The 20,684-nt window shown below is 47.9% G+C and carries 17 protein-coding genes and 1 pseudogene; 16 read left to right on the top strand and 2 right to left on the bottom strand.

Annotated features, from left to right (window positions below):
• Positions 1 to 16: 16 nt before the first annotated feature.
• Together QFZ80_RS31925 and QFZ80_RS31920 are read right to left on the bottom strand one after the other, a co-directional pair.
• On the bottom strand, positions 17 to 1,891 hold the full coding sequence (locus tag QFZ80_RS31925; RefSeq protein WP_307551489.1) for an alpha/beta fold hydrolase: 1,875 nt from the start codon (positions 1,889 to 1,891) through the stop codon (positions 17 to 19).
• Positions 1,892 to 1,952: 61 nt separating this feature from the next.
• Positions 1,953 to 2,534 carry a TetR/AcrR family transcriptional regulator gene (locus QFZ80_RS31920; protein WP_307551491.1) on the bottom strand — a complete coding sequence of 194 codons (582 nt, stop codon included), beginning with the start codon at positions 2,532 to 2,534 and terminating at the stop codon, positions 1,953 to 1,955.
• 109 nt (positions 2,535 to 2,643) lie between these two features.
• Between QFZ80_RS31920 and QFZ80_RS31915 the strand changes: the two genes are divergently transcribed.
• The 16 genes and pseudogenes from QFZ80_RS31915 to QFZ80_RS31840 all read left to right on the top strand — a co-directional run bounded on the left by QFZ80_RS31915 (position 2,644) and on the right by QFZ80_RS31840 (position 20,656).
• A complete protein-coding gene (locus QFZ80_RS31915; RefSeq protein WP_307551493.1) occupies positions 2,644 to 3,417 on the top strand; it encodes a hypothetical protein in 774 nt (257 codons plus the stop codon).
• A 10-nt stretch (positions 3,418 to 3,427) separates the two neighbouring features.
• Positions 3,428 to 3,886, top strand: coding sequence for a hypothetical protein (locus QFZ80_RS31910; protein WP_307562752.1), 459 nt, complete (start codon positions 3,428 to 3,430; stop codon positions 3,884 to 3,886).
• 94 nt (positions 3,887 to 3,980) lie between these two features.
• The gene (locus tag QFZ80_RS31905; protein ID WP_307562750.1) at positions 3,981 to 4,133 is read left to right on the top strand and encodes a hypothetical protein; all 153 of its coding nucleotides are present in this window, start codon (positions 3,981 to 3,983) and stop codon (positions 4,131 to 4,133) included.
• A 93-nt stretch (positions 4,134 to 4,226) separates the two neighbouring features.
• A pseudogene (locus QFZ80_RS31900) lies at positions 4,227 to 4,427 on the top strand (YiaA/YiaB family inner membrane protein); the annotation flags it as partial.
• Positions 4,419 to 4,685 (top strand): YiaA/YiaB family inner membrane protein, encoded by a 267-nt coding sequence (locus QFZ80_RS31895; RefSeq protein WP_307564289.1) that lies wholly within the window; start codon positions 4,419 to 4,421, stop codon positions 4,683 to 4,685. The pseudogene QFZ80_RS31900 and the gene QFZ80_RS31895, both read left to right, overlap by 9 nt.
• Positions 4,686 to 5,033: 348 nt before the next feature.
• Entirely contained in the window at positions 5,034 to 6,644 is a 1,611-nt protein-coding gene (locus tag QFZ80_RS31890; protein ID WP_307562748.1) for a sensor histidine kinase, read from the top strand.
• Positions 6,641 to 8,197, top strand: coding sequence for a response regulator transcription factor (locus QFZ80_RS31885; RefSeq protein WP_307562746.1), 1,557 nt, complete (start codon positions 6,641 to 6,643; stop codon positions 8,195 to 8,197). The genes QFZ80_RS31890 and QFZ80_RS31885 overlap by 4 nt, the downstream gene beginning before the upstream one ends.
• A gap of 164 nt (positions 8,198 to 8,361) precedes the next feature.
• Entirely contained in the window at positions 8,362 to 10,227 is a 1,866-nt protein-coding gene (gene iolD, locus QFZ80_RS31880; RefSeq protein WP_307551507.1) for a 3D-(3,5/4)-trihydroxycyclohexane-1,2-dione acylhydrolase (decyclizing), read from the top strand.
• Positions 10,228 to 10,251: 24 nt separating this feature from the next.
• Positions 10,252 to 11,160, top strand: coding sequence for a myo-inosose-2 dehydratase (gene iolE, locus QFZ80_RS31875; RefSeq protein ID WP_307551509.1), 909 nt, complete (start codon positions 10,252 to 10,254; stop codon positions 11,158 to 11,160).
• A 7-nt stretch (positions 11,161 to 11,167) separates the two neighbouring features.
• A complete protein-coding gene (iolC, locus tag QFZ80_RS31870) occupies positions 11,168 to 12,178 on the top strand; it encodes a 5-dehydro-2-deoxygluconokinase (protein WP_307562744.1) in 1,011 nt (336 codons plus the stop codon).
• Between the two features lie 30 nt (positions 12,179 to 12,208).
• Positions 12,209 to 13,654 carry a CoA-acylating methylmalonate-semialdehyde dehydrogenase gene (locus QFZ80_RS31865; RefSeq protein WP_307551511.1) on the top strand — a complete coding sequence of 482 codons (1,446 nt, stop codon included), beginning with the start codon at positions 12,209 to 12,211 and terminating at the stop codon, positions 13,652 to 13,654.
• Positions 13,655 to 13,692: 38 nt separating this feature from the next.
• Positions 13,693 to 14,571 (top strand): class II fructose-1,6-bisphosphate aldolase, encoded by an 879-nt coding sequence (gene fba / locus QFZ80_RS31860; RefSeq protein ID WP_307551513.1) that lies wholly within the window; start codon positions 13,693 to 13,695, stop codon positions 14,569 to 14,571.
• Positions 14,568 to 15,611, top strand: coding sequence for an inositol 2-dehydrogenase (gene iolG / locus QFZ80_RS31855; RefSeq protein ID WP_307551515.1), 1,044 nt, complete (start codon positions 14,568 to 14,570; stop codon positions 15,609 to 15,611). Before fba ends, iolG begins: the two co-directional genes overlap by 4 nt.
• A 17-nt stretch (positions 15,612 to 15,628) precedes the next feature.
• Complete coding sequence (gene iolB / locus QFZ80_RS31850; protein ID WP_307551516.1) at positions 15,629 to 16,453, top strand: 5-deoxy-glucuronate isomerase; 825 nt, start codon at positions 15,629 to 15,631, stop codon at positions 16,451 to 16,453.
• A gap of 77 nt (positions 16,454 to 16,530) precedes the next feature.
• A complete protein-coding gene (locus tag QFZ80_RS31845; protein WP_307551517.1) occupies positions 16,531 to 17,550 on the top strand; it encodes a LacI family DNA-binding transcriptional regulator in 1,020 nt (339 codons plus the stop codon).
• A gap of 466 nt (positions 17,551 to 18,016) precedes the next feature.
• Positions 18,017 to 20,656, top strand: coding sequence for a transglutaminase domain-containing protein (locus QFZ80_RS31840; RefSeq protein WP_307562742.1), 2,640 nt, complete (start codon positions 18,017 to 18,019; stop codon positions 20,654 to 20,656).
• The last annotated feature ends 28 nt before the right edge of the window (positions 20,657 to 20,684 follow it).

The raw sequence follows: 20,684 nt of genomic DNA, 5'->3' as shown, positions 1-20,684 counted from the left end.
TTCTTGTGATTAAAGATTATAGACCTTGCTGCCTCAGGAGCTGAGCGGTCAGCGCCGGATGCGAGATAGGGAAGTAGTGAGCAGTCGCTATCTCCGTCGTGCGCGCGGAGCGAAAGCGCTCCGGCAGGTGGTACGCCCGATCCTGGGTTCCCCACAGGATCGAGGGCTCACACTGCAGCGGCACACCCTGCTGCTGCAGTGTGAAGCTCTCTGCGCGCGTCAGCGCAGAGAGGGTCTCCGCAGTCGTCTTCCGCACACGCGGCGACTGCAGCTCGGCCAGGACATAAGTGACATACGCAGGCGATATGTCACTTATGTCCGTGAAGCAGCCTTGCGCGAGCAGCTGCTTCCGCAAGTTAGCCGCGCGCAGCATGCGCAGCGCGGCTTCGTTGATTCGCGCGCTGCGGAACCTCCGCGCAGCGCTGTGCAGTACAGGCTGCAGCAGATGCAGCCTGTGGATCTGTTCCGGTACGCGAGCATAGGCGTGGGCGGCAAGCAGTCCGCCCAGCGAGTGCCCCACGAGCGTAACCGGGGTCTTGAAAGACCGAATCGCCTGGACAAGCGATTCGGTATGCCCCTCTATCACGTCCGCACCGTGGTGATAGGGCGAACGACCGAAGCCTGGGAGATCGACCAGGCAGACGGAAGACTCAGGGAATTGTTCAGCTAGCGGGAGCAAGCAATCAGCTCCGCTTAGAGTGCCGTGAACGAACAAGATCGGAGGCTTCCCCTTGTCTGATCCCAGTCGTTCCAGTGTGGCCAAAGGCCCTCTTTTACCCCGTATATAGCCATCTGCCTGAGAGTGGGAATGAACGAGACGAAAGTCAAGATCCGAGATGGTATAGGGCATAATCGAGGCGTTTATCGCGTGCTCCAATCCGTACTTCCGCTGCATGTCTTGTGCGGCAGTTAGGGGATAAGCCTGATTGACGTTTACGATAAAATCGAGGGACTCCTTAGGGATTCCGATTTTCCGTCCAAGCGGACTCCCAAGAACCTTTGATAACCATTTAGGTGAGATTGCTCCCCATGGTTTACGGACACGCAGTTCCTTGGCTATGCCTGACACGAGCTCTGTCATCGAGGGACTTTGCTTCTTATCATCCAGTAAGTAGTAAGTTTGGCTAACGGGATTCGATTCCTTCGCCAGAGCGCTAATGAACTCGGCGGCGTGATTAACATGAACAAGTGGAAGCCAATGGGATTTACCGCCGGGTACGACGCTCATCAACCTACGCCCAGTGGCTCGTACGAGAATACCTAGTCCGCCTGTTTGCGGGGTGTCCCCGTGCTCGGAACTGCCAATGACAATGCTTGGATGGATGACAGATAGAGGAAAACTGAGCTGCTTCGCTCCTTGGCGAATGCGCAAATCAGCTAGAAATTTCATGGTCTCGTAAGGAGATTCCTGCTCTAAACTAGCGATGATAGGTGCTGGATCGTGGAAATTATCATCTGTAAAGGGACTTTTGAAGCCGACAAGATGGATGAAATGCTGCAAACCCTTGCGAGTTTGAATTTGCGAAGCCAAACTTAGCAATTCCTCGGCGGCTTGCAGGAAAACCGCACGGGCCTCGGACTCCCCGATCCGAATATCCATCGGTCCACCCGCGTGAATGATTACATCTGCCGTTAGCACTGACGCCATGTCAGGTGCGCTTAATCCAAGGCCGGGTAAGCTTAAATCTCCTATAACCGGGGAAAATCGCTCATTTCCCACGCTAGTTTCCCTCTGACCATCACGGCTGAGCCAACCTAATTGTTTGCGGATCTGCTCCCATCGAGCTTTGGAACGAACGAGCACCGAAACGGTATGATCCTCACGGGATAGCTGCTCTAATGTTTGTGTTCCTATGAACCCTGTACCGCCTGTGATGAAAATATGTGTCATTTTAATTGCCTGCCCTTCATTGTTAATTAGTACTCATCAGTACTAATTGTGATTAAAAAAATTACTTTAGCAACATGGCTAAAGTAGAAAGAGTTTGATCCAACATGGCTGGATCTTGGTTTGCATGCTGTAGGAACAGCCCGCCTTCAATCGTCGAAACGATCAATTGAGCGGTGGCTTTTGTCGGGAGGGTGGATGAAAACTCCTTGTTACGAACGCCCTCGACGAGCAGGGCTTCCACTGTAAGCATTTGTTCCCGAAAAAAAACGCTCACTTTATCCCGCAGTACGTCTGCATCCTGCGGCATCTGTGTATAGAGAGTGAGAAACGGGCACCCGCCTAATGAAGTCCATTCAAGTCCTGTCAGCACTTGTAGGAGAGCGGTGAAGCGCTCCTGCACACTTATTTCCGAACGTGACACGGTCTTCTGGATCATCTCGTTATAGGTGTGTATAAGCTGTTCAAGAATTGCTGCTAGCAGGTCTTCTTTACGTTTGAAATAATAATAAATATTCGTTTTGGATACTTTGCTCACTGCGACGATTTCGTCCATGCTGGTTGCTAAATAGCCTTTCGTCAAGAACAAGTCTGTTGCCACTTGAATCACAAGATCACGGTTGGTTAATTTCTTTTGTTTTTTCATAAATAGTACTATACGGTACTAAAAATCAATTGTCAAATCCGAAATGTATATCTTACATTTGAAAGAAGATAATAGCATTATTGGAAACTGATTCATAAGGATGCTGCACATGAGAACCAAGCCACGCCGTCAAATTGCTTTTGTCGGTTTATTAGGGATTACCCAGTTGCATTCACGCAATCCACTCATTATTGTATGGTGGTCCGCAGCCTTTCCGGGCTTTGGTCATTTACTGCTATCTAAGTACTTTCGCGGCTTTATCCTCATTGGATGGGAAATGTTCATTAATACCCAGATGCATTTGAACGAAGCGATCGTATACACCTTCACTGGTCAATTCGAGCAAGCGAATGAGGTGCTCAATATTCGGTGGATGTCACTTTATGCACCTGTTTATTTATTTGCGATCTACGACAGCTATCGAACTTCCGTGGATTTGAATCATCAATTTATTTTGGCCAAAAGGGAGAATGCCCCGATTAATTCTTTCAAAATGGCTGGTATGGAAATTAACTACCTAGATAAACGCTCGCCATGGTTAGCGATGGTCTGGTCTCTGTTAATGCCGGGAATGGGTCAGCTTTACTCCCATCGGATAATCAATGCTTTTTTTATACTGGGGACCTGGATTTTGCTTTCCTATTGGTCTCATTTGCTCGAAGGAATTCACTATTTACTCATGTGGGATTTAACGCAGTCGGGTCGTGTAGTGAATATGCATTGGATTATATTTTTACCCTCTCTTTACGGTTTTTCCGCCTATGATGCTTATGTAAATACGGTAGAATATAACAAGCTATTTGATCACGAACAGGTTTGCATGCTGCAAGAGGACTATCAGCATCCCCAATTTCCATTTCCTAAATCTTCGCTTCGAAAATGAGGGTGACACCATGCATGTAATCGCATCATTTGAACATTCGATCTATTTGGAGCTGGCGATAACGGCCCTTGAAGAGGCGGGTATCCCAAAGGAACACATTTATGCGGTTTCATTGCAGGGGAGACCCAATAAACCGAAGATGTTCGACACGATCCATCGCTCCGATGGCGTTAGTTTATTTGATGCCGGGACTGCCCTGGCAACGGCGCTTACTGTAATTGGCTCTTCCTATGGCTTTATTTTAAAAGGAGGGGCCATTCTTTGGGGCTTTATTGGCGCTGTTGTGGGTTTCACCATTGGAGTCTTAATTGATATTGCTCATAAAAAAAGGAAGAAAGCGAATCTTCTCCCATCCCGAGATAAAATGACGGAAGTTATTGTGCTTGTCGCCTGTGAGAAAGAGGAAACCAAGCACATTCAGGCTGTCTTCTGGGAGCATCATGCCTTTGGTGTAGCCATATGTGAATGAATTTTTGCTGGGAAAAAACCAGAAGAAAACCCGTGCTGAGTCAACACTCGAACGGGTTATTTTTGATATGTTGGGGTAGGGGGGAAGGCGGAAGTTGTACAACGTACAACATTACCCGGATAAGCCAGTGGATGCTTTCTACGTCTTGAGCGGCGTAACCTGCTTTGCATCAATCCTTACAAGCACTCTGCTCAAGAATGATGTAATTCGTGTCTTAGATGAAGCATTGGGTACTATTGGCAAATAGTACTATCTGGGAGGAGAGCTATCTCATATACTATGTAACAAGAGCAAGACACTAAAGCGTTGCGGCAGCAACCACAGGGGGCTTTCTGAGATGATGGATAATCGGAGACGGAATACGACAGCATTCACTTTTATGGCATGGGCATCATTCATTGGGGCATTCCTGGCGATGTTCATCGGGATTTATACATTGGAAGAATCACTGAGTGTCAAAGGTTATTTCGCCGTCTGCGCGTTATTTCTCACGATGTCGGCTTTTGTCTTACAGAAGGTCATTCGTGATAATTTGGAGGATGGCTACGGTTCACGCAAACGCAATACAGCGGCTTTCACCTTCTTGGCATGGAGCTCTTTCGCTCTAGCGCTTCTGGGTATGTTTATCGGCATAATTAATCTAGAGCAGCTGCTTTCTGTCAAAGGCTATTACGCTGTTACGGCCTTGTTCCTGACGATGTCTTCCTTTGTTCTCCAAAAAACGGTGCGTGACAATAACGATGATGAGCTCCTGCAGCCGATTGAAAATAAATCCGAAAATAAATTCGAAGAGCTGTAGCACACAGCACTTTACCAAGAAGTTTAGTTCATGATCGATGAACTAAACTTTTTTCAATTTCTTCCTTTGTGACTAAAAGGATGGCAGGAACACGAATGTTGTTGCTATAATGTCGTCAAGGGACTGGCCAATACTAAGATATAGGGGTTAATGAGATGAGATCATGGAGTCGACTTTTACTAAGCATTAACCGCCAGCTTCAGGGTAAAACTGATTCTGAGCCTATCCGTCATCATATTGCTGACCTTCGGTGTAACAGGCTATTTAACTTATCGCTATAACTTGTCACTGTTTGAAGAAGAAATCAGTAAGCAGTTCTCGAGTACGAACGAAGAGGCACTGGCGAAGATGGATCTAAAAGTGCAAGAGGTTGTACGGATCTCACAAACGGTTGTATTTAATCCTGAAATCGAAAAGGTTATTACACGGATCAATACAAGTGAAGATTCCGATCCATTTAATCTGTATTATAATAAAAGGCAAATCGAAGAACAGATTTTCCAGATTAAATCCGATGCGCCCTACATTACCGGTATGTACTTATATGACCTCAAAGGGAATCCTTCTTATTTCAGCTATACCACCTCGTCAATAAATGTGCCGGATGAGAATGTATTCAGCGTCATTCGTTCTAAAATCAACGAAACCTATGGGGATCTCGTATGGATGAGCATGCCGCTCTCATCTTCCGTTGAACCAAGCGGGTTCAGAAACACAATCATTGTGGCCCGATGGATGAAAAATAGTGATTTGAACACGTATGGTGTGCTCGTGATGGCTTTTGACGAGTCGTTTTTCTCAGGTTCTCTTAAGGAACTAACGAAGAATGGAGAGGGCGAAGTCTATTTGTTCAATAAGAATAATGAGCTGTTATTTAGCAATTCGCCGGAGAGTTCGGTAGATAAACGGGAACGGCTGAAAAATTTAAATGAAACTCAGACCATGGATCAGCATTTGTTCGTTCAAGGACAGTCGCAGGTGACTTCCTTCAAGCTGGTCAGCGGAACTTCGCTTGCGGCTATTCAAAGCAAGAATCGGGAATTATTTCAGAAAATCGTATACTCTGGTCTGATCAGCATTTTTCTAACCAGTGTGTTGATCGTACTCTCCACGGGCAATCTGCTGCGGCCGCTCAAGGATTTGCTGCAGGGTCTGCGCAAAGTAAGATCTGGCGATTTTGATACGCGCATTGAGATTCGAACCAAAGATGAGCTGGCTTATATCGGAGAGAGCTTTAACGCAATGGCCGAGCAAGTCGGCAGGCTAATTAAGGAAGTGTATTTGACGCAGTTAAGTGAGAAGGAAGCGGAGCTTAAAGCTCTTCAAGCCCAATTGAATCCACATTTTCTGCATAATATGTTTAACGAAATTTATTGGAAGCTTTATCTGCAAGACGAGACCGAAACAGCGGCCTTGATCGCGGCCATATCGGAGATGCTCAAGTATTCGTTGATGCCTGTGCGTACCCTAACTACTGTGAGGGAAGAACTTCAGCAGATCCGTAACTATTTGAAGGTGCAGAAGGAGCTCTTTGAAACGGACTTGGAGACGATTATTCAAGCGGATGATGATGTCCTAAATGGCCAGGTTATGCGTTCTCTTCTCCAACCCTTGGTAGAAAACGTGTTTATGCATGCCTTTCGCAACAAAGTGTCGCAAAAAGTGCTGTTGATTAAAGCGAGCAGTCGCGATGGCTTTCTTGAGATTGAAGTTACGGATAATGGCTGCGGTATGGACGGAGTGGACGTTTCGCAAATACTGGGCTTCCAGGGCTCCTCTTTGCCGCAGCGCTCAGATGGGCGAGAAAGTCTCGGGGTTCGCAGTGTTGTAAGGAGAATCGAGCTGGTGTATGGTACGCCTTATCGTTTGGAAATCAATAGTGTGATTGAAAGCGGTACCACCATGCGTCTTGTTCTGCCTTTTGTAAACAACGTCGAGACAGGAGGTTCAGTAGCATGAGAATCGGGAGAGTATTAATTGTGGAAGATCAGCCGAATTTTCGAAAAGGGCTGATGAAGATGTTAGAGGGCAGAGAATTGGGCTGGGAAGTGGTTGGCGAAGCTAGCAACGGGCAGGATGCATTGGCTCTGCTGGATGAGCTTAAGCCTGATTTGGTGTTGACCGATATCCGAATGCCCATCATGGACGGGATCGAATTCGTAGGGCATTTGCGACAGAACCATCCCGACATGCTTGTCATCATTTTGACGGGATACAAAAATTTTGAGTATGCACAAGCAGCCGTTCGACATGGTGCGCTGGATATTCTGATCAAACCATGCACGGAACAAGATGTTCGTCAGGTGATGAATAAGGCATCCGAGCGGTTCTATGTTAAGTATGCGCTGCAGCAGAAGCAGCAAGTGCAGCTGCGGCTCCAGCAAGATCAGGAGCTTCGAGCGGCTTTATTGGACTTGCCTTATGAGAAGAGCATAGCAGCAAGGCTCACTGATGGTCTGGCTGGTAAGGAGCTATGGCTTCTGCAAATGAACAGCGAGGATTTGGTAAATAAAGCGTATGGGAAAAGCGATATGAGCCTGCTGCAGTTTGCATTCTCCAATATCGTAGAGGAGCTGCTGAATGGAGCGGGGCTGGAGGCGCAGCTGCTTTTGGTAGAGCATGACAGCTTTGTATTGGTTTCGGCACAACATGATGTCGAAGAGAGCTTGCAAGAAGCCATTCAAAGTGCTTCCTTCGAGTATTTGAAAATTCGCTTACATATGGTTTCAATGGGGCTCGCTCCTTCTGCCAATGAGTTAGCGGATTTGTATAACTTGACTAAAGGGATTGTTTACGGACCTGTTGCCAGCCTTCCTGAGAGTGGAAGTGAGACAGGATCCGGGATTATGCTGTCGCTGAACCAGGCGAGGGTTAGAGAGATGGAAGTTCAACTGATGTCTGCCATTCTAATCGGACAGGAGGACAGCCTTCAGCTTCTTTTGGATCGGGTGCTTGCAGAACTGCCTTTTTCATCGCCAGAGGAAATGCGAATAGGGGCGTTATCTCTCTCCATTGCTATGCTTGGAACGATACAGAAGCAATTCGATCCCGATGATAACAATGCGCTAGCTAGGATCCCTAACGAAATGCCGCAGACGCATTGGACATCGGAGGAAGTCCTTCAATGGGCTGCCGAGCAAGTGAAGAACTTCTTGCAGCAATTTAACAACTGGCAGGCGGCCAAAAGTGACAATCTAATCGAGAGGGCCGTCAAGTACATTGAGGAGCACTACAATGAAGAATGCCGCTTGACCGATGTGGCATCGCATATTCATTTAAATCCAAGCTATTTCAGTGTCGTATTTAAGAAAGCTACAGGGGAAAGCTTTACGCGCTTCGTTACCCGTTTCCGTATGGATAAGGCAGCTTTGCTGCTCCGAAATACCGATATGAAAATATTCGAGATCGCTTCTGCCATCGGGTTTGATGAGCCGAATTATTTTACGAATGTCTTCAAACAGCAGTTCCAAATGTCACCTAAGGAATATAGGAATGGCAGAGCGTCATCATAAGGTTAAGAGCTATAGGATGACACTGTGCCATTGCCATTTCTTCGTCTATGAGTTTTTTTTTTGTAAAAGGCATTGCGGTCGAAATAAATATGTTGTACTATCGGATTAAGCGCTTAACCTCGAGAGATTAAGCGCTTAACCTTTATCGTGAAAGGAAGATGGTCATGAGTACGATTCGACTAACGATGGCACAAGCGCTGCTTCGGTTTCTGGACCAACAGTACGTGTCAGTGGATGGACAAGAGACCAAGTTTGTACGTGGTGTCATGGGGATTTTCGGTCATGGCAATGTGACAGGACTTGGAGAAGCCTTGGAACGGAGCGCAGGCGACCTTACTTATATACAAGGCAAGAACGAACAAGGGATGGTTCATGCAGCTGCGGCTTACGCCAAGCAGCAAAACCGTCGGCAAATCTATGCCTGCACCACATCGATTGGACCAGGTGCTCTGAATATGGTGACCGCCGCGGCAACAGCGACAGTCAACCGGATTCCGGTGCTGCTGCTGCCAGGAGACAATTTTGCCACAAGACAGCCGGATCCAGTGCTTCAGCAGCTTGAGGTTGTGGGCGATTATACGGTGTCGGCCACCGATCCTTTCAAATCAGTCAGTAAATATTGGGACCGGATTGTTCGCCCAGAGCAGTTGATGAGCGCGGCTGTACAGGCGATGCGCGTGTTAACTGACCCAGCAGAAACAGGAGCGGTTACGCTAGCTTTACCCCAAGATGTGCAAGCTGAGGCGTACGATTATCCGGAAGCCTTTTTCGATAAGAAAGTTCACTATCTAGATAGACGTCCACCAGCAAGAGAAGCAGTGAATCGTGCTGTGGCCTGCATGGTAGGCAAACAGCGTCCGTTGATTATTGCAGGCGGCGGAGTCCTTTATGCAGATGCGACGAAGGAATTAATGGAATTTGCAGCTGCCTTTGGGATTCCTGTAGCAGAAACGCAAGCAGGTAAAAGCTCGCTGCCTTGGAACCATCCGCTTAATGTTGGTGCGATTGGTGTTACGGGTGCACTCGCAGCGAATGTGCTGGCGAAGCAAGCAGACTTGATTATCGGCGTAGGTACGCGGTATTCCGACTTTACAACGGCATCTAAATCGGCTTTTGCAAATCCGAAGGTGCAGTTTATTAATATAAATGTCAGTGGGTTTGATTCTTCGAAATTGAGCGGAATTGGCATTACCGCTGATGCGAAGGAAGCGTTAAGTGCACTGAAAGATGCATTGACGACACAGCACTATGTTAGCGGTTACGAAAACGGTTACATAGGTTCTTTGAAGGCAGAGTGGGATAGCGAGGTTGACCGTTTGTACAATGCGGAATGTGAAGAGGGCTTTGCCCAAACTCGCGCGCTTGGTGTGATTAATCAAACGATTGATCCTTCAGCTGTTATCGTTTGTGCAGCAGGAAGCCTGCCGGGTGATTTACACCGCTTATGGCGATCATCGGAGCCTAAGACCTATCATATGGAATACGGCTTCTCCTGTATGGGTTATGAAGTTAGCGGCGCTTTCGGGGCAGCATTGGCTGAGCCGAATCGCGAGGTCTATGCTGTGGTCGGTGATGGAAGTTACCTGATGCTGCACTCCGAGATGGTTACAAGCCTCCAAGAGGGCCGGAAATTCACTGTGCTGCTGTTCGATAATCATGGCTTCCAATGCATCCATAACTTGCAAAGGGGTCACGGCAGCGACGGGTTCGGGAATGAGTTTCGATATCGTGAAGCCGCTACGGGCAAGTTGACAGGCGGATATATGCCAATTGATTTCGCAGCGCATGCTCGCAGCTTAGGTGCGAAGGCGTATAAAGCAAACACACCTGAAGAACTAAAGGAAGCGCTGCTTAAAGCGAAGGAAGAAACAGTCACGACGCTGATCGAGATTCCTGTTGTTCCTGGAACCAACACACAGGGTTATGAATCCTGGTGGCAGGTTGGTGTCCCTGAAGTTTCTGAGAGCGAGAAAGTGATTGCAGCGCACGAAGAGATGAAGAAAAACATACAAGCGGCGAGACCCATTTAACGATATAGGGGAGGGCACATATCTATGAAAGATCTGCCATTTAAGCTAGGTATTCATCCAATAAATTGGGTGGGAGAAGACGTCAAAGAACATGGCGCGGATACCACATATGAACAAATTCTAGATGATATTCAGGCGTTGGGTCTGAAAGGTACCGAGATGGGCCGCAAATATCCGACCGATATTGAGGTGCTGAAGCAGGAGCTGGATAAGCGGGGAATAAGCCTCGTGTCTCAGTGGAAATCCGTGCTATTCTCTGATCCTGCTTACCGGGACGAGGAACTGAAAGCCTACAGGAAGCATGCCCAGTTTCTCAAGGAAATGGGCAGTACGGTCATCAGCACAGCAGAAGTTGGGGGCTCGCTCCACTTCGACCCGCGCCGCTCCCCGAACGAGAAGGAAGTGCTGCGTCTGGACGAAGCTGGCTGGCAAAGCTTAGCCGAAGGACTGAACCTTGCGGGAGCAATCGCGCAGGAGTACGGCCTAAAGCTGACGTATCACCATCATGGTGGAACGGTTGTTGAAAGTCCGGAGGAAATCGATAAGCTGATGGAGCTCACGGATCCTTCTCTGGTATACCTACTCTTTGATACCGGTCATGCCTATTACGGAGGAGCGGACCCGCTCACTGTGCTGCGTAAGCATGAGAATCGGATTGCTTATATTCACTTAAAGGATATTCGCCAAGCCGTGTTAGATGAAGCGCGCGCCGAGAAGGTCGACTTCGTGACTTGTATCCGCAAAGGGGTGTTCACCGTTCCTGGTGACGGCTGTATCGACTTCGCTCCTATATTTGAGGAGCTGCTATCTCAAGGATATGCGGGTTGGGCGATGCTGGAAGGCGAGCAGGATCCGGCTGCACACAACCCTTATGAATACGCTAAGAAAGCACTTCAACATATAGAATCCCTTATTCCACAAGAAAGAAGGTAATGATCCTATGACCTATGTTTCCTTTCCACAGGCGAAGCCGCTGGATTTTGTAGCCATTGGTAGACTATGTATTGATTTGAATGCGAATGAAATTAATCGTCCCATGGAAGAGACCATGACCTTTACCAAATATGTAGGGGGTTCTCCCGCTAACATTACGATTGGCATGGCAAGACTGGGCATGAAAACTGCCTTTATTGGTAAAATCGCCAACGATCAAATGGGACGTTTCATCGCTGATTATTTAGGGCGTAACAACATCGAAACAACGAATGTCGTGACAGATAATACCGGCGCGGTTACAGGACTAGCCTTTACAGAAATCAAAAGCCCATCGGAATGCAGCATTCTTATGTACCGCGACAATGTGGCTGACCTGCTGCTAACACCAGCCGAAGTACAAGAATCACTGATCGCTGAAGCGAAGGTACTTCTAATCTCTGGTACAGCACTTGCGCAAAGCCCGTCCCGCGAAGCTGTCTTTCAGGCGTTAGAATACGCGAAGAAGCATGGGGTCGTTATCATTTTTGATCTGGATTACCGTCCATATACTTGGAAGACATCAGAAGAAACAGCCGTTTACTACAATCTGGCGGCCGAGAAATGTGACATTATTTTAGGTACCCGCGAAGAATTCGATATGATGGAACGCTTTGAGAACAATCCAGAGAAAAATGACCGGATCACGGCTGCTAAATGGTTCGACTACTCAGCGAAAATTGTCATTATTAAGCATGGCAAGGAAGGCTCTATCGCTTATACCCAAGATGGTGTTGGTCATCGTGCCAAGAGTTTTCCGGCTAAGGTGGTCAAGACGTTTGGTGCAGGCGATTCTTATGCAGCCGGCTTTATTTATGGCATCATGCAAGGTTGGACGATTGAGAAAAGTATGGAATACGGCAGTGCCGCAGCTTGTATCGTAATCTCCAGTCACAGCTGCTCTGATGCGATGCCGACAACCGATCAAGTAAATGACTATATCGAGCGCTGCAACCGCGGTGAAATTACAGCATCTTAACTAAATTGAACAACTAAGGAGAATCCACATATGACAACAACTTTGAAAAACTGGATCGGCGGCGAATGGGTCGCTTCAACATCCACACAAACAGAACCGGTGTATAACCCTGCAACAGAAGAAATTCTTGCTCATATTCCATTTTCAACGAAGGCAGATGTGGATCAGGCGGTTCGTACGGCTCAAGAGGCATTCCAGACCTGGAGCCGCACACCTGTACCACGGAGAGCCCGCATTTTGTTCAAATACCAACAGCTTCTGGTGGAGCATTGGGATGAGCTGGCGCGAATCGTTACGCAAGAAAACGGCAAAAGCTACAACGAAGCTTACGGAGAAGTACTTCGGGGCATTGAGTGTGTAGAATTCGCCGCTGGGGCTCCATCGTTGATGATGGGCAAACAGCTTCCAGACATTGCGTCCAATCTTGAATCCGGCATGTACCGTTATCCAATCGGTGTTATTGGTGGTATCACACCATTCAACTTCCCAATGATGGTGCCTTGCTGGATGTTCCCGCTTGCGATTGCCTGCGGCAATACTTTCGTGTTGAAGCCGTCTGAACGCACACCTCATCTTGCAAACCGCTTGGCTGAGCTGTTCCATGAAGCGGGCTTACCAGCTGGCGTGCTGAATATCGTTCATGGCGCGCATGATGTGGTTAATGGTCTTCTTGAGCATAAAGAAGTTAAAGCCATTTCGTTCGTTGGCTCCCAGCCGGTTGCCGAATATATTTACAAAACAGCTTCTGCCAATGGGAAACGCGTTCAAGCACTCGCTGGCGCTAAAAACCACTCGATCGTTATGCCGGATGCCGATTTGGACATTGCTGTGAAGGAAATCGTTAATGCAGCCTTCGGTTCTGCTGGCGAGCGTTGTATGGCTTGTTCTGTCGTGGTGGCAGTCGGAGAAGTGGGCGATACGCTTGTGGGCAAGCTGCTTGAAGCCGCTGATCGGATTACGATTGGCAATGGTTTGGAGGAAGGCATTTTCTTAGGGCCTGTTATCCGCGGTCAGCATAAAGAAAGAACGCTAAAATACATCGAAATCGGCGAAACCGAAGGAGCGCTTTTGGTCCGTGACGGACGTAAGGACGCTGCTTCTGAGCAACAAGGTTATTTCGTTGGACCTACGATCTTTGATCAAGTTGAGTGCGGTATGAAAATTTGGGAGGACGAGATTTTTGCTCCTGTTCTCTCCATCGTTAGGGTGGCTACTCTTGAAGAAGCGATCGAGCTTTCCAATCGCTCCGATTTTGCCAATGGCGCATGCCTCTTTACAAAGGATGGCAGCAATGTACGTCAATTCCGTGAAAATATCGATGCCGGTATGCTCGGCGTTAACCTAGGCGTTCCCGCACCGATGGCTTTCTTTCCTTTCTCTGGCTGGAAAAAATCGTTCTACGGCGATTTGCATGCGAATGGGACGGACGGCGTGGAGTTCTATACGCGTAAGAAAATGGTCACTGCTCGCTGGTAACAGCGGGTTAGACCTTATCGACAGGAGAGATGAACTTCATGACGCTCGTTTCAATGAAAGAGATGCTGCAGCAAGCTTTGGCAGGCAAATATGCTGTCGGTCAGTTTAATTTGAATAACTTAGAGTTTACACAAGCGATCTTACAGGCTGCTCAGCAGGAACAAGCACCTGTCATTCTAGGCGTGAGTGAAGCTTATATTCCTTATATGGGTGGATTGCCTTGTATTGTAGGAATGGTGAAATCGCTGATAGAGCACTATGGGATAACCGTCCCAGTAGCTCTTCATCTAGATCATGGAACTAGCTATGACCTATGTATTCGAGCGATCCATGCCGGTTTTACCTCTGTTATGATCGATGCTTCTCATCATACGCTGGAGCACAATATCGAGGTCACTCGTCAGGTGACACAAGCCGCACATGTGCTGGGTGTATCGGTGGAGTCCGAGCTGGGCCGGATCACCGGACGCGAGGATGACTTAGTCGTAGATGAAGCCGAAGGCATGTACGCTGTTGCTGAGGACTGCGTTCGTTTAGTAAGGGAGACGGGGATCGATTGTTTAGCTCCTGCCCTTGGATCCGTTCACGGTCCTTATCGGGGACAGCCTAAGCTCGGTTTCGATCGAATGGCGGAAATTAGAACACTGACTGAACTGCCGCTTGTGCTTCATGGCGGAAGCGGTCTGCCAGATGAAGAGATCCGTCAAGCGATCGCTTGCGGAACAGCAAAAATCAATGTAAATACAGATAATCAAATCGCTTGTACAACCGCTATCCGTTCGTTCTTGAATGAGCATCCGGAAGCATACGATCCAAGGAACTATTTAGTGCCGGCACGGGAAGCGATCATCGCCTCCGTTAGAGCCAAAATTCAATTATTCGGTTCAACAGGCAAAGCGGGAGGGAACGTAGGATGAATAAAATTAAAATCGGTATTATTGGTGCTGGCAGAATTGGTAAAATCCACGCAGATAATTTGCTGCGAATACCTCAAGTTGAAATCGTTGCGGTGAGTGATTTATTTGCAGGTCCTGAGTTAGAGGCATGGGCTGCTTCTCGTCAAATTCAGACGGTTACAAAAGACAGCCATGAGCTTATTGATAACCCAGACATCGACGCCATCTTTATTTGCTCATCCACGGATACGCATGTCCCGCTCATTCAACTGGCGGCACTGGCGGGTAAACATATTTTCTGCGAAAAACCAATCAGTATGGATATCACTCAAACTGAAGCGGCCATTGCTGCGGTTAATCAGGCAGGTGTGAAGCTGCAAATCGGCTTCAATCGCAGATTTGACCACAACTTCAAGCGCGTTCGCGAGGTTGTTCAAGGAGGAACAATTGGCGATCCGCATATCGTGAAAATCACGTCCCGTGATCCGAATCCACCACACGCTGATTACATCAAGGTGTCGGGCGGCATTTTCATGGATATGATGATCCATGACTTCGACATGGCTCGCTATGTAGCGGGAAGCGAGGTTGAGGAAGTGTATGCGCAGGGCAATGTGCTCATTAACCCGGTTTTCGCTGAGCACGGCGATGTCGATACCGCAATCGTAACACTGCGGTTCCAGAACGGTGCTCTCGGTGTCATCGATAACAGCCGTCAAGCGGTATACGGCTATGACCAACGAGTTGAGGTATTTGGCTCCAAAGGCAGTGTAGCGGTTGCCAACGATCACCCTACTACGGCCGTAGTTAGTACAGCGGATGCTATTGTTAGCGATAAGCCGCTGCATTTCTTCCTAGAACGCTATCAAGTTGCTTATATGGAAGAAACACAAATTTTCATCGATTGTCTATTGAATGATAAGCCTGTACCCGTGAGTGGCTATGACGGTATGCAGGCGGAGCGGATCGCTTTAGCCGCTAAGCTGTCTTCCCGTCTGGGCCGGCCGGTGAAAGTAAGCGAGGCGTTAGATTTGCTTAAACAGACCTCGGTAACTCAGTAAGGGAGGGAGACGTTAACATGAACAGGTCCAAACTGATTGTAACGCCGGCTTCCTCCCCGAATGAGGAAGGCAGCCTTTTGAAAGTGACTCCGGAGTCAGCAGGATGGAAGTATGTAGGTTTCGAAGTTGTACAGCTTGCAGAGGGGCAATCCTTGAGTCGCGAGACAGCTGGGCTGGAAGTTTGTCTGGTCCTGCTTAGCGGCAAAGCCGATGTGGCTACCAAGCAAGCGGAGTGGAAAAATATTGGGCAGCGGATGAACGTATTTGAGAAAATACCGCCATATTCCGTCTATGTACCTAATGATGATCGCTACGAGGTCACCGCGCTGACTGCAGTGGAGCTTGCTATTTGCACTGCTCCTGGTGCTGGCAACCATAAGGCACGTCTGATTGCACCTGATCAGGTGGGGGTAGAGACGCGTGGTTATGGCAATATAGAGCGCCAAATTCATAACATCTTGCCAGAGCAGGAGCCAGCGGATAGCTTGCTAGTGGTTGAAGTCTTCACACCGAATGGGCACTGGTCGAGCTATCCGCCTCATAAGCATGATCGCGATGCGCTTCCGGACGAATCGTTTCTGGAAGAAACGTATTATTATCGCGTCGATCCGGGGCACGGATTTGCGGTTCAACGTGTGTACACGGACGATCGGTCGCTCGATGAAACGTTGATTGTTAAGAATGGCGAAACCGTGCTCGTTCCGCGTGGTTATCACCCTGTTTCGGCCCCTCCAGGCTATGATGTGTATTACCTGAATGTTATGGCGGGACCTACCCGAACATGGAAGTTTCATAATGATCCGGAACATGCCTGGATCATGACGAAGCCGCGCGAAGCGTAAACCGGTTTGCAAGTTCCCGTCAGCCCCTTCATAATGGAAGAAAAAAAGTATCCTTCAAGAAAAATGGGGTAGTAGGAATGAAGGCAACCATCTATGATGTGGCTAGAGAGGCCGGTGTGTCCATTGCGGCGGTCTCGCAGGTCATGAACGGCAAAGGAAAAATAAGCGAAGAACGGCGCGGTGAAATCATAAAAATTATGGAGCGGCTCAATTATCAGCCTAGCGTGATCGCGTCAGCGCTGACTGGTAAAAAGACCTATACATTAGGTCTGCTTGTGCCCGATATTTCCAATCCTTTTTTTGCGGAAATTGCTCGAGCTGTAGAGGACCAAGGCCATCAAATGGGCTATAGTCTGGTTATTTGCAGCAGCGACAATAAAGATGAACGGGTAGAGCGATATCTGAATTTGCTTCAGCAAAAAAGTGTGGATGCCATGATTATTGGTACGGGGATGGACAATAAAGAGATGCTGACTCCATTGATGGAGAGAGCGATCCCCATTGCTATGATTGCAAGGGAAATGCCTGATATCGACGTTCATACTGTCGTGGTGGATGACTTTGTCGGAGGTGCGTTGTCAGCAACGCATCTGCTCGATTTGGGTCATCGGCGCATGGCCATCCTGGCTGAGCACTCGAAAGTAAGCAGCAGCCGTGAAAGGGTGCGGGGCTTCAAGAGCAAGCTGGAAGAAGCGGGAGTTCATCTGCCGGAAAACAACGTACGCAATTGCCACTACGTTGTAGCGGATGGAAAGCGTGAAGCGCTTGAACTGTTGGAACAATCGAACCCTGATCGGCCGACTGCACTGTTTTGCTGTAACGATTTGCTCGCAATCGGTGCGCTTCAGGCAGCTAAACAGCTTGGCTTGCGCGTGCCAGAGGATCTGTCTGTGATCGGTTTCGATAACACGATTCTGGCTTCAGTGACAGATCCGCCGCTTACGACAGTCGCTCAGCCGATCGAGCCGATGGGGAAAATGGTTGTCGATTTGCTGATCCAGGAACTGAAGAAAGAATCGAAAGCCAAGCAACGTGTTGTGATGCGTCCCGAGCTGATTGTTAGGCAATCCACTGCGGCTCCAACGGAATGTAATTAATATATGTGTAGCTATAACAGGCTGTTTCCCTTTGTGGGAAGCAGTTTTTTTGCATTTATAAGAACTCGTACTTTTTTGAGTTAGGGGGGGGGAGTATTTTTTGCAACAATCGCGTGGAAACCGTGGATTAGCTCGCCAAATGTTGTACAACGTACAACATTACATGGAGAAGCAAGCGAATGCTTCAACATATACGTCTTGAACGTACTTGTTTTTCAAGAACGGCGTAAGTCATTTTTCCGTATTATCAGGTATCCAGATATATCTACTTGGCTGCCACGTTCATGTAATAACCACGTTTGAGTTGGCAGAGTCACAGATCTCAGCAGCAGCACCTAAATAAACTACTGAGAGAGGTATTAAAAAATATATTTAAATTAGATATACTATATTGTAATATATAATTCAAAAGATATACCATTATGGATGTGACACTTAAAAAATTACTAAGGGAGTGGGCACAACGATGACGAATGTTTTTTCGTTAGACAGCACTACGATCACGAGAATCGAAGAAAAGATGCGATTCAAACGAGGGGTGGCGCAAGCGAGGGAGAAGGAGCTTTTTGCCATTTTTGAGAAGCCAATGAGTGAAGAAGAAGCATGGGCTCTTAAATTTTTATACGCGTACATGCCGCTGAATGATTTGGCGGATTATGAGGGATGTCTCTTTTTAAGCCACGTGCGAACAACTCTTGAAATCCGTGAAAATGTGCAATGGGGAAGTCGTGTGCCCGATCATGAATTTCTGCATTTTGTGCTTCCATACCGAGTAAACAATGAAAACATTGAGGACAGCAGGGGATGGTTCTTCGGACAATTAGTTGATCGGGTCAAGAACCTTTCGATGGAACAGGCCGTATTGGAAATCAATCACTGGTGTCATGAGAAAGCGACCTATGTCGGATGCGACCCGCGAACGGTTTCCCCACTGACGATGGTCCGCAATACGCTGGGAAGGTGCGGAGAACAGTCGACTCTATTGGTGGCAGCACTAAGGAGTTTGTGCATCCCTGCTCGCCAGTGCTATACACCGCGATGGGCACATTGTGATTCCAATCATGCTTGGGTGGAGGCCTGGGCCGATGGGAAATGGTATTTCCTTGGCGCATGCGAGCCGGAGCCTCGACTGAATGAGGGGTGGTTTCGTGGGCCGGCTAAGCGGGCGATGCTCGTCAATACTCGCGTTGCAGCCAACTATCCAGGTCCGGAGGAGCTTACATTAGCACATCCTTGGTACTCTGAAATCAATTTATTGAGCCCTTACGCTCCAAGCAAAAAGATTACAATCAGGGTTAGAGACGATAAGGGAAACCCGGTGCCTGGCGCCACTGTCATTTTCCAAGTATACAATTATGCTGATTTTTCACCTATTGCTACTATACCAGCAGATGAGCGAGGGGAAGCATTCTTAACCGCAGGCCTTGGTGATTTGTTGATTCATTCGGTCTCGGGAAATCTTTGGGGGACGAAAAAGATTAGTGTGAAGGATGCCGATGTATTTGACATTCAATTGTCCGATAAATTGCCGCAGAATGGGATCAGCGTCTTCGATATGGTTCCCCCGCAGGAACAAGCAGATGCCAATGAAGCCGCTATCACCGAAGCCGAAAAACAAGAGAATAACCGTCGTATTCAAGAGGGCGCGAGCATCAGGAAAAAATATGAAGCTTCCTTCATGGATGCCCTTCAGGCAGAAGTATTAGCGAAAAAGTTGTCTTTGCCCGCGAGCAGGGTCAGGGACATATTGGAGAAAGCGCGTGGTAACAGTCACGAAATCGCTGCTTTTATACAAGAATATACGCCGAAATACGGCGAATGGACGTTGAAACTGCTAGAGAGTTTGAATGTTAAAGACTTGACGGATACAATCGGGTCAACGCTTGCAGACCATCTTATCCAGTCCGCTATGTTTAAAGGAAAGTTTGATGAAGAAACGTTTATACGTTACATCCTTTGTCCAAGAGTTCATTTTGAAATGATACGGTCTTATAGGAAATTTTTTCTGGAACAATTCACAGATTCGGAGCAGCGAAGTTTCCGGGAGGATCCAATTAAGTTGGTTGGCTGGCTTTCGGAGCACTTTGAGATTGTGGAAGATTTGAATTATTATCAGGGAATGGCTACACCTATAGGGAGCTTTCGATTGCAAAAAGGCGACCGTTTGAGCCGCGATATTCTTTTCGTAGCGTTGGCACGAAGCCTAGGGATCCCTGCGCGTCTTGAACCGAGCGAACGGAGTCCTCAATTTCGGGCTGGTGAGTCGTGGAAGGACGTTGTATTTTTACACCAGGGCGACCAAGAACGGGTGGACTTAACGGATAACCAGGAAATAGGGAGCATAAGGTTCATCTCCAATGCCTCAGCCGATAATGATTTGGAATATTTCCGTAACTTTTCTTTGGCTCGCTTTGAAAATGGCCAGTACAAGACGCTTCAATTCACAGCTGGCCAAAAGGACTTCTATGAGGAGCCCCTTGTTGTGAAGTCCGGCAGTTACCGATTAACGACAGGTACGCGATTGCCGGATGGGACGGCTAGGGTCCAATTCGCGATGTTTACTGTATTACCAGATAAAACAACGGAAATAATACCTGCTTTTTCCAAGGAATCCGTTCAAGCACCTGTATTGGGATCGGTCGATCGAGATATGTCTTTCTCCTTTTTCAATGGTAAAAGAAGTACGCTAGGCGAATTGGCCGAACGTCGCGGTCTACTCATGGCTTGGATTGATCCGGATAGGGAACCTACGAAGCATTTAATTAGGGAACTCCGAGAGGTTTCTAAGGAGTATGATGATTGGGGTGGCTCCATTTGCCTAGTTGTTGAGGATGATAAAGTGACTGCTGCGTTTCAGCCGAACGCTTACGAAGGCTTACCTGCCAAAACAGGTTTTGCAGAAGACGTCTCCAGCGAAGGCCTGCAATTCGTGCTGTCTGGCATCCAGTCGGGGCTTCAACCCAATCATCCGCTTGTTTTTGTGGTAGACCGCGAGTGCCGCATCCGGTATCTGTCTGCCGGCTATAAGCTGGGTATCGGTAAAGAGGCGCTGCAAGTTGTAAGGCAGTCGGATGAAGAGTCGTTTGGGCCCAATAAGCACGCTTGATAATTTGGTATATTTAATTTACAATGTT

Origin of the sequence: Paenibacillus sp. V4I7, assembly GCF_030817275.1 — a bacterium.
In the GTDB taxonomy this organism is placed as follows: Bacteria; Bacillota; Bacilli; order Paenibacillales; family NBRC-103111; genus Paenibacillus_E.
The sequence above is the reverse complement of the archived record's forward strand: the minus strand, read 5'-3'. Positions and strand labels throughout refer to the sequence as shown.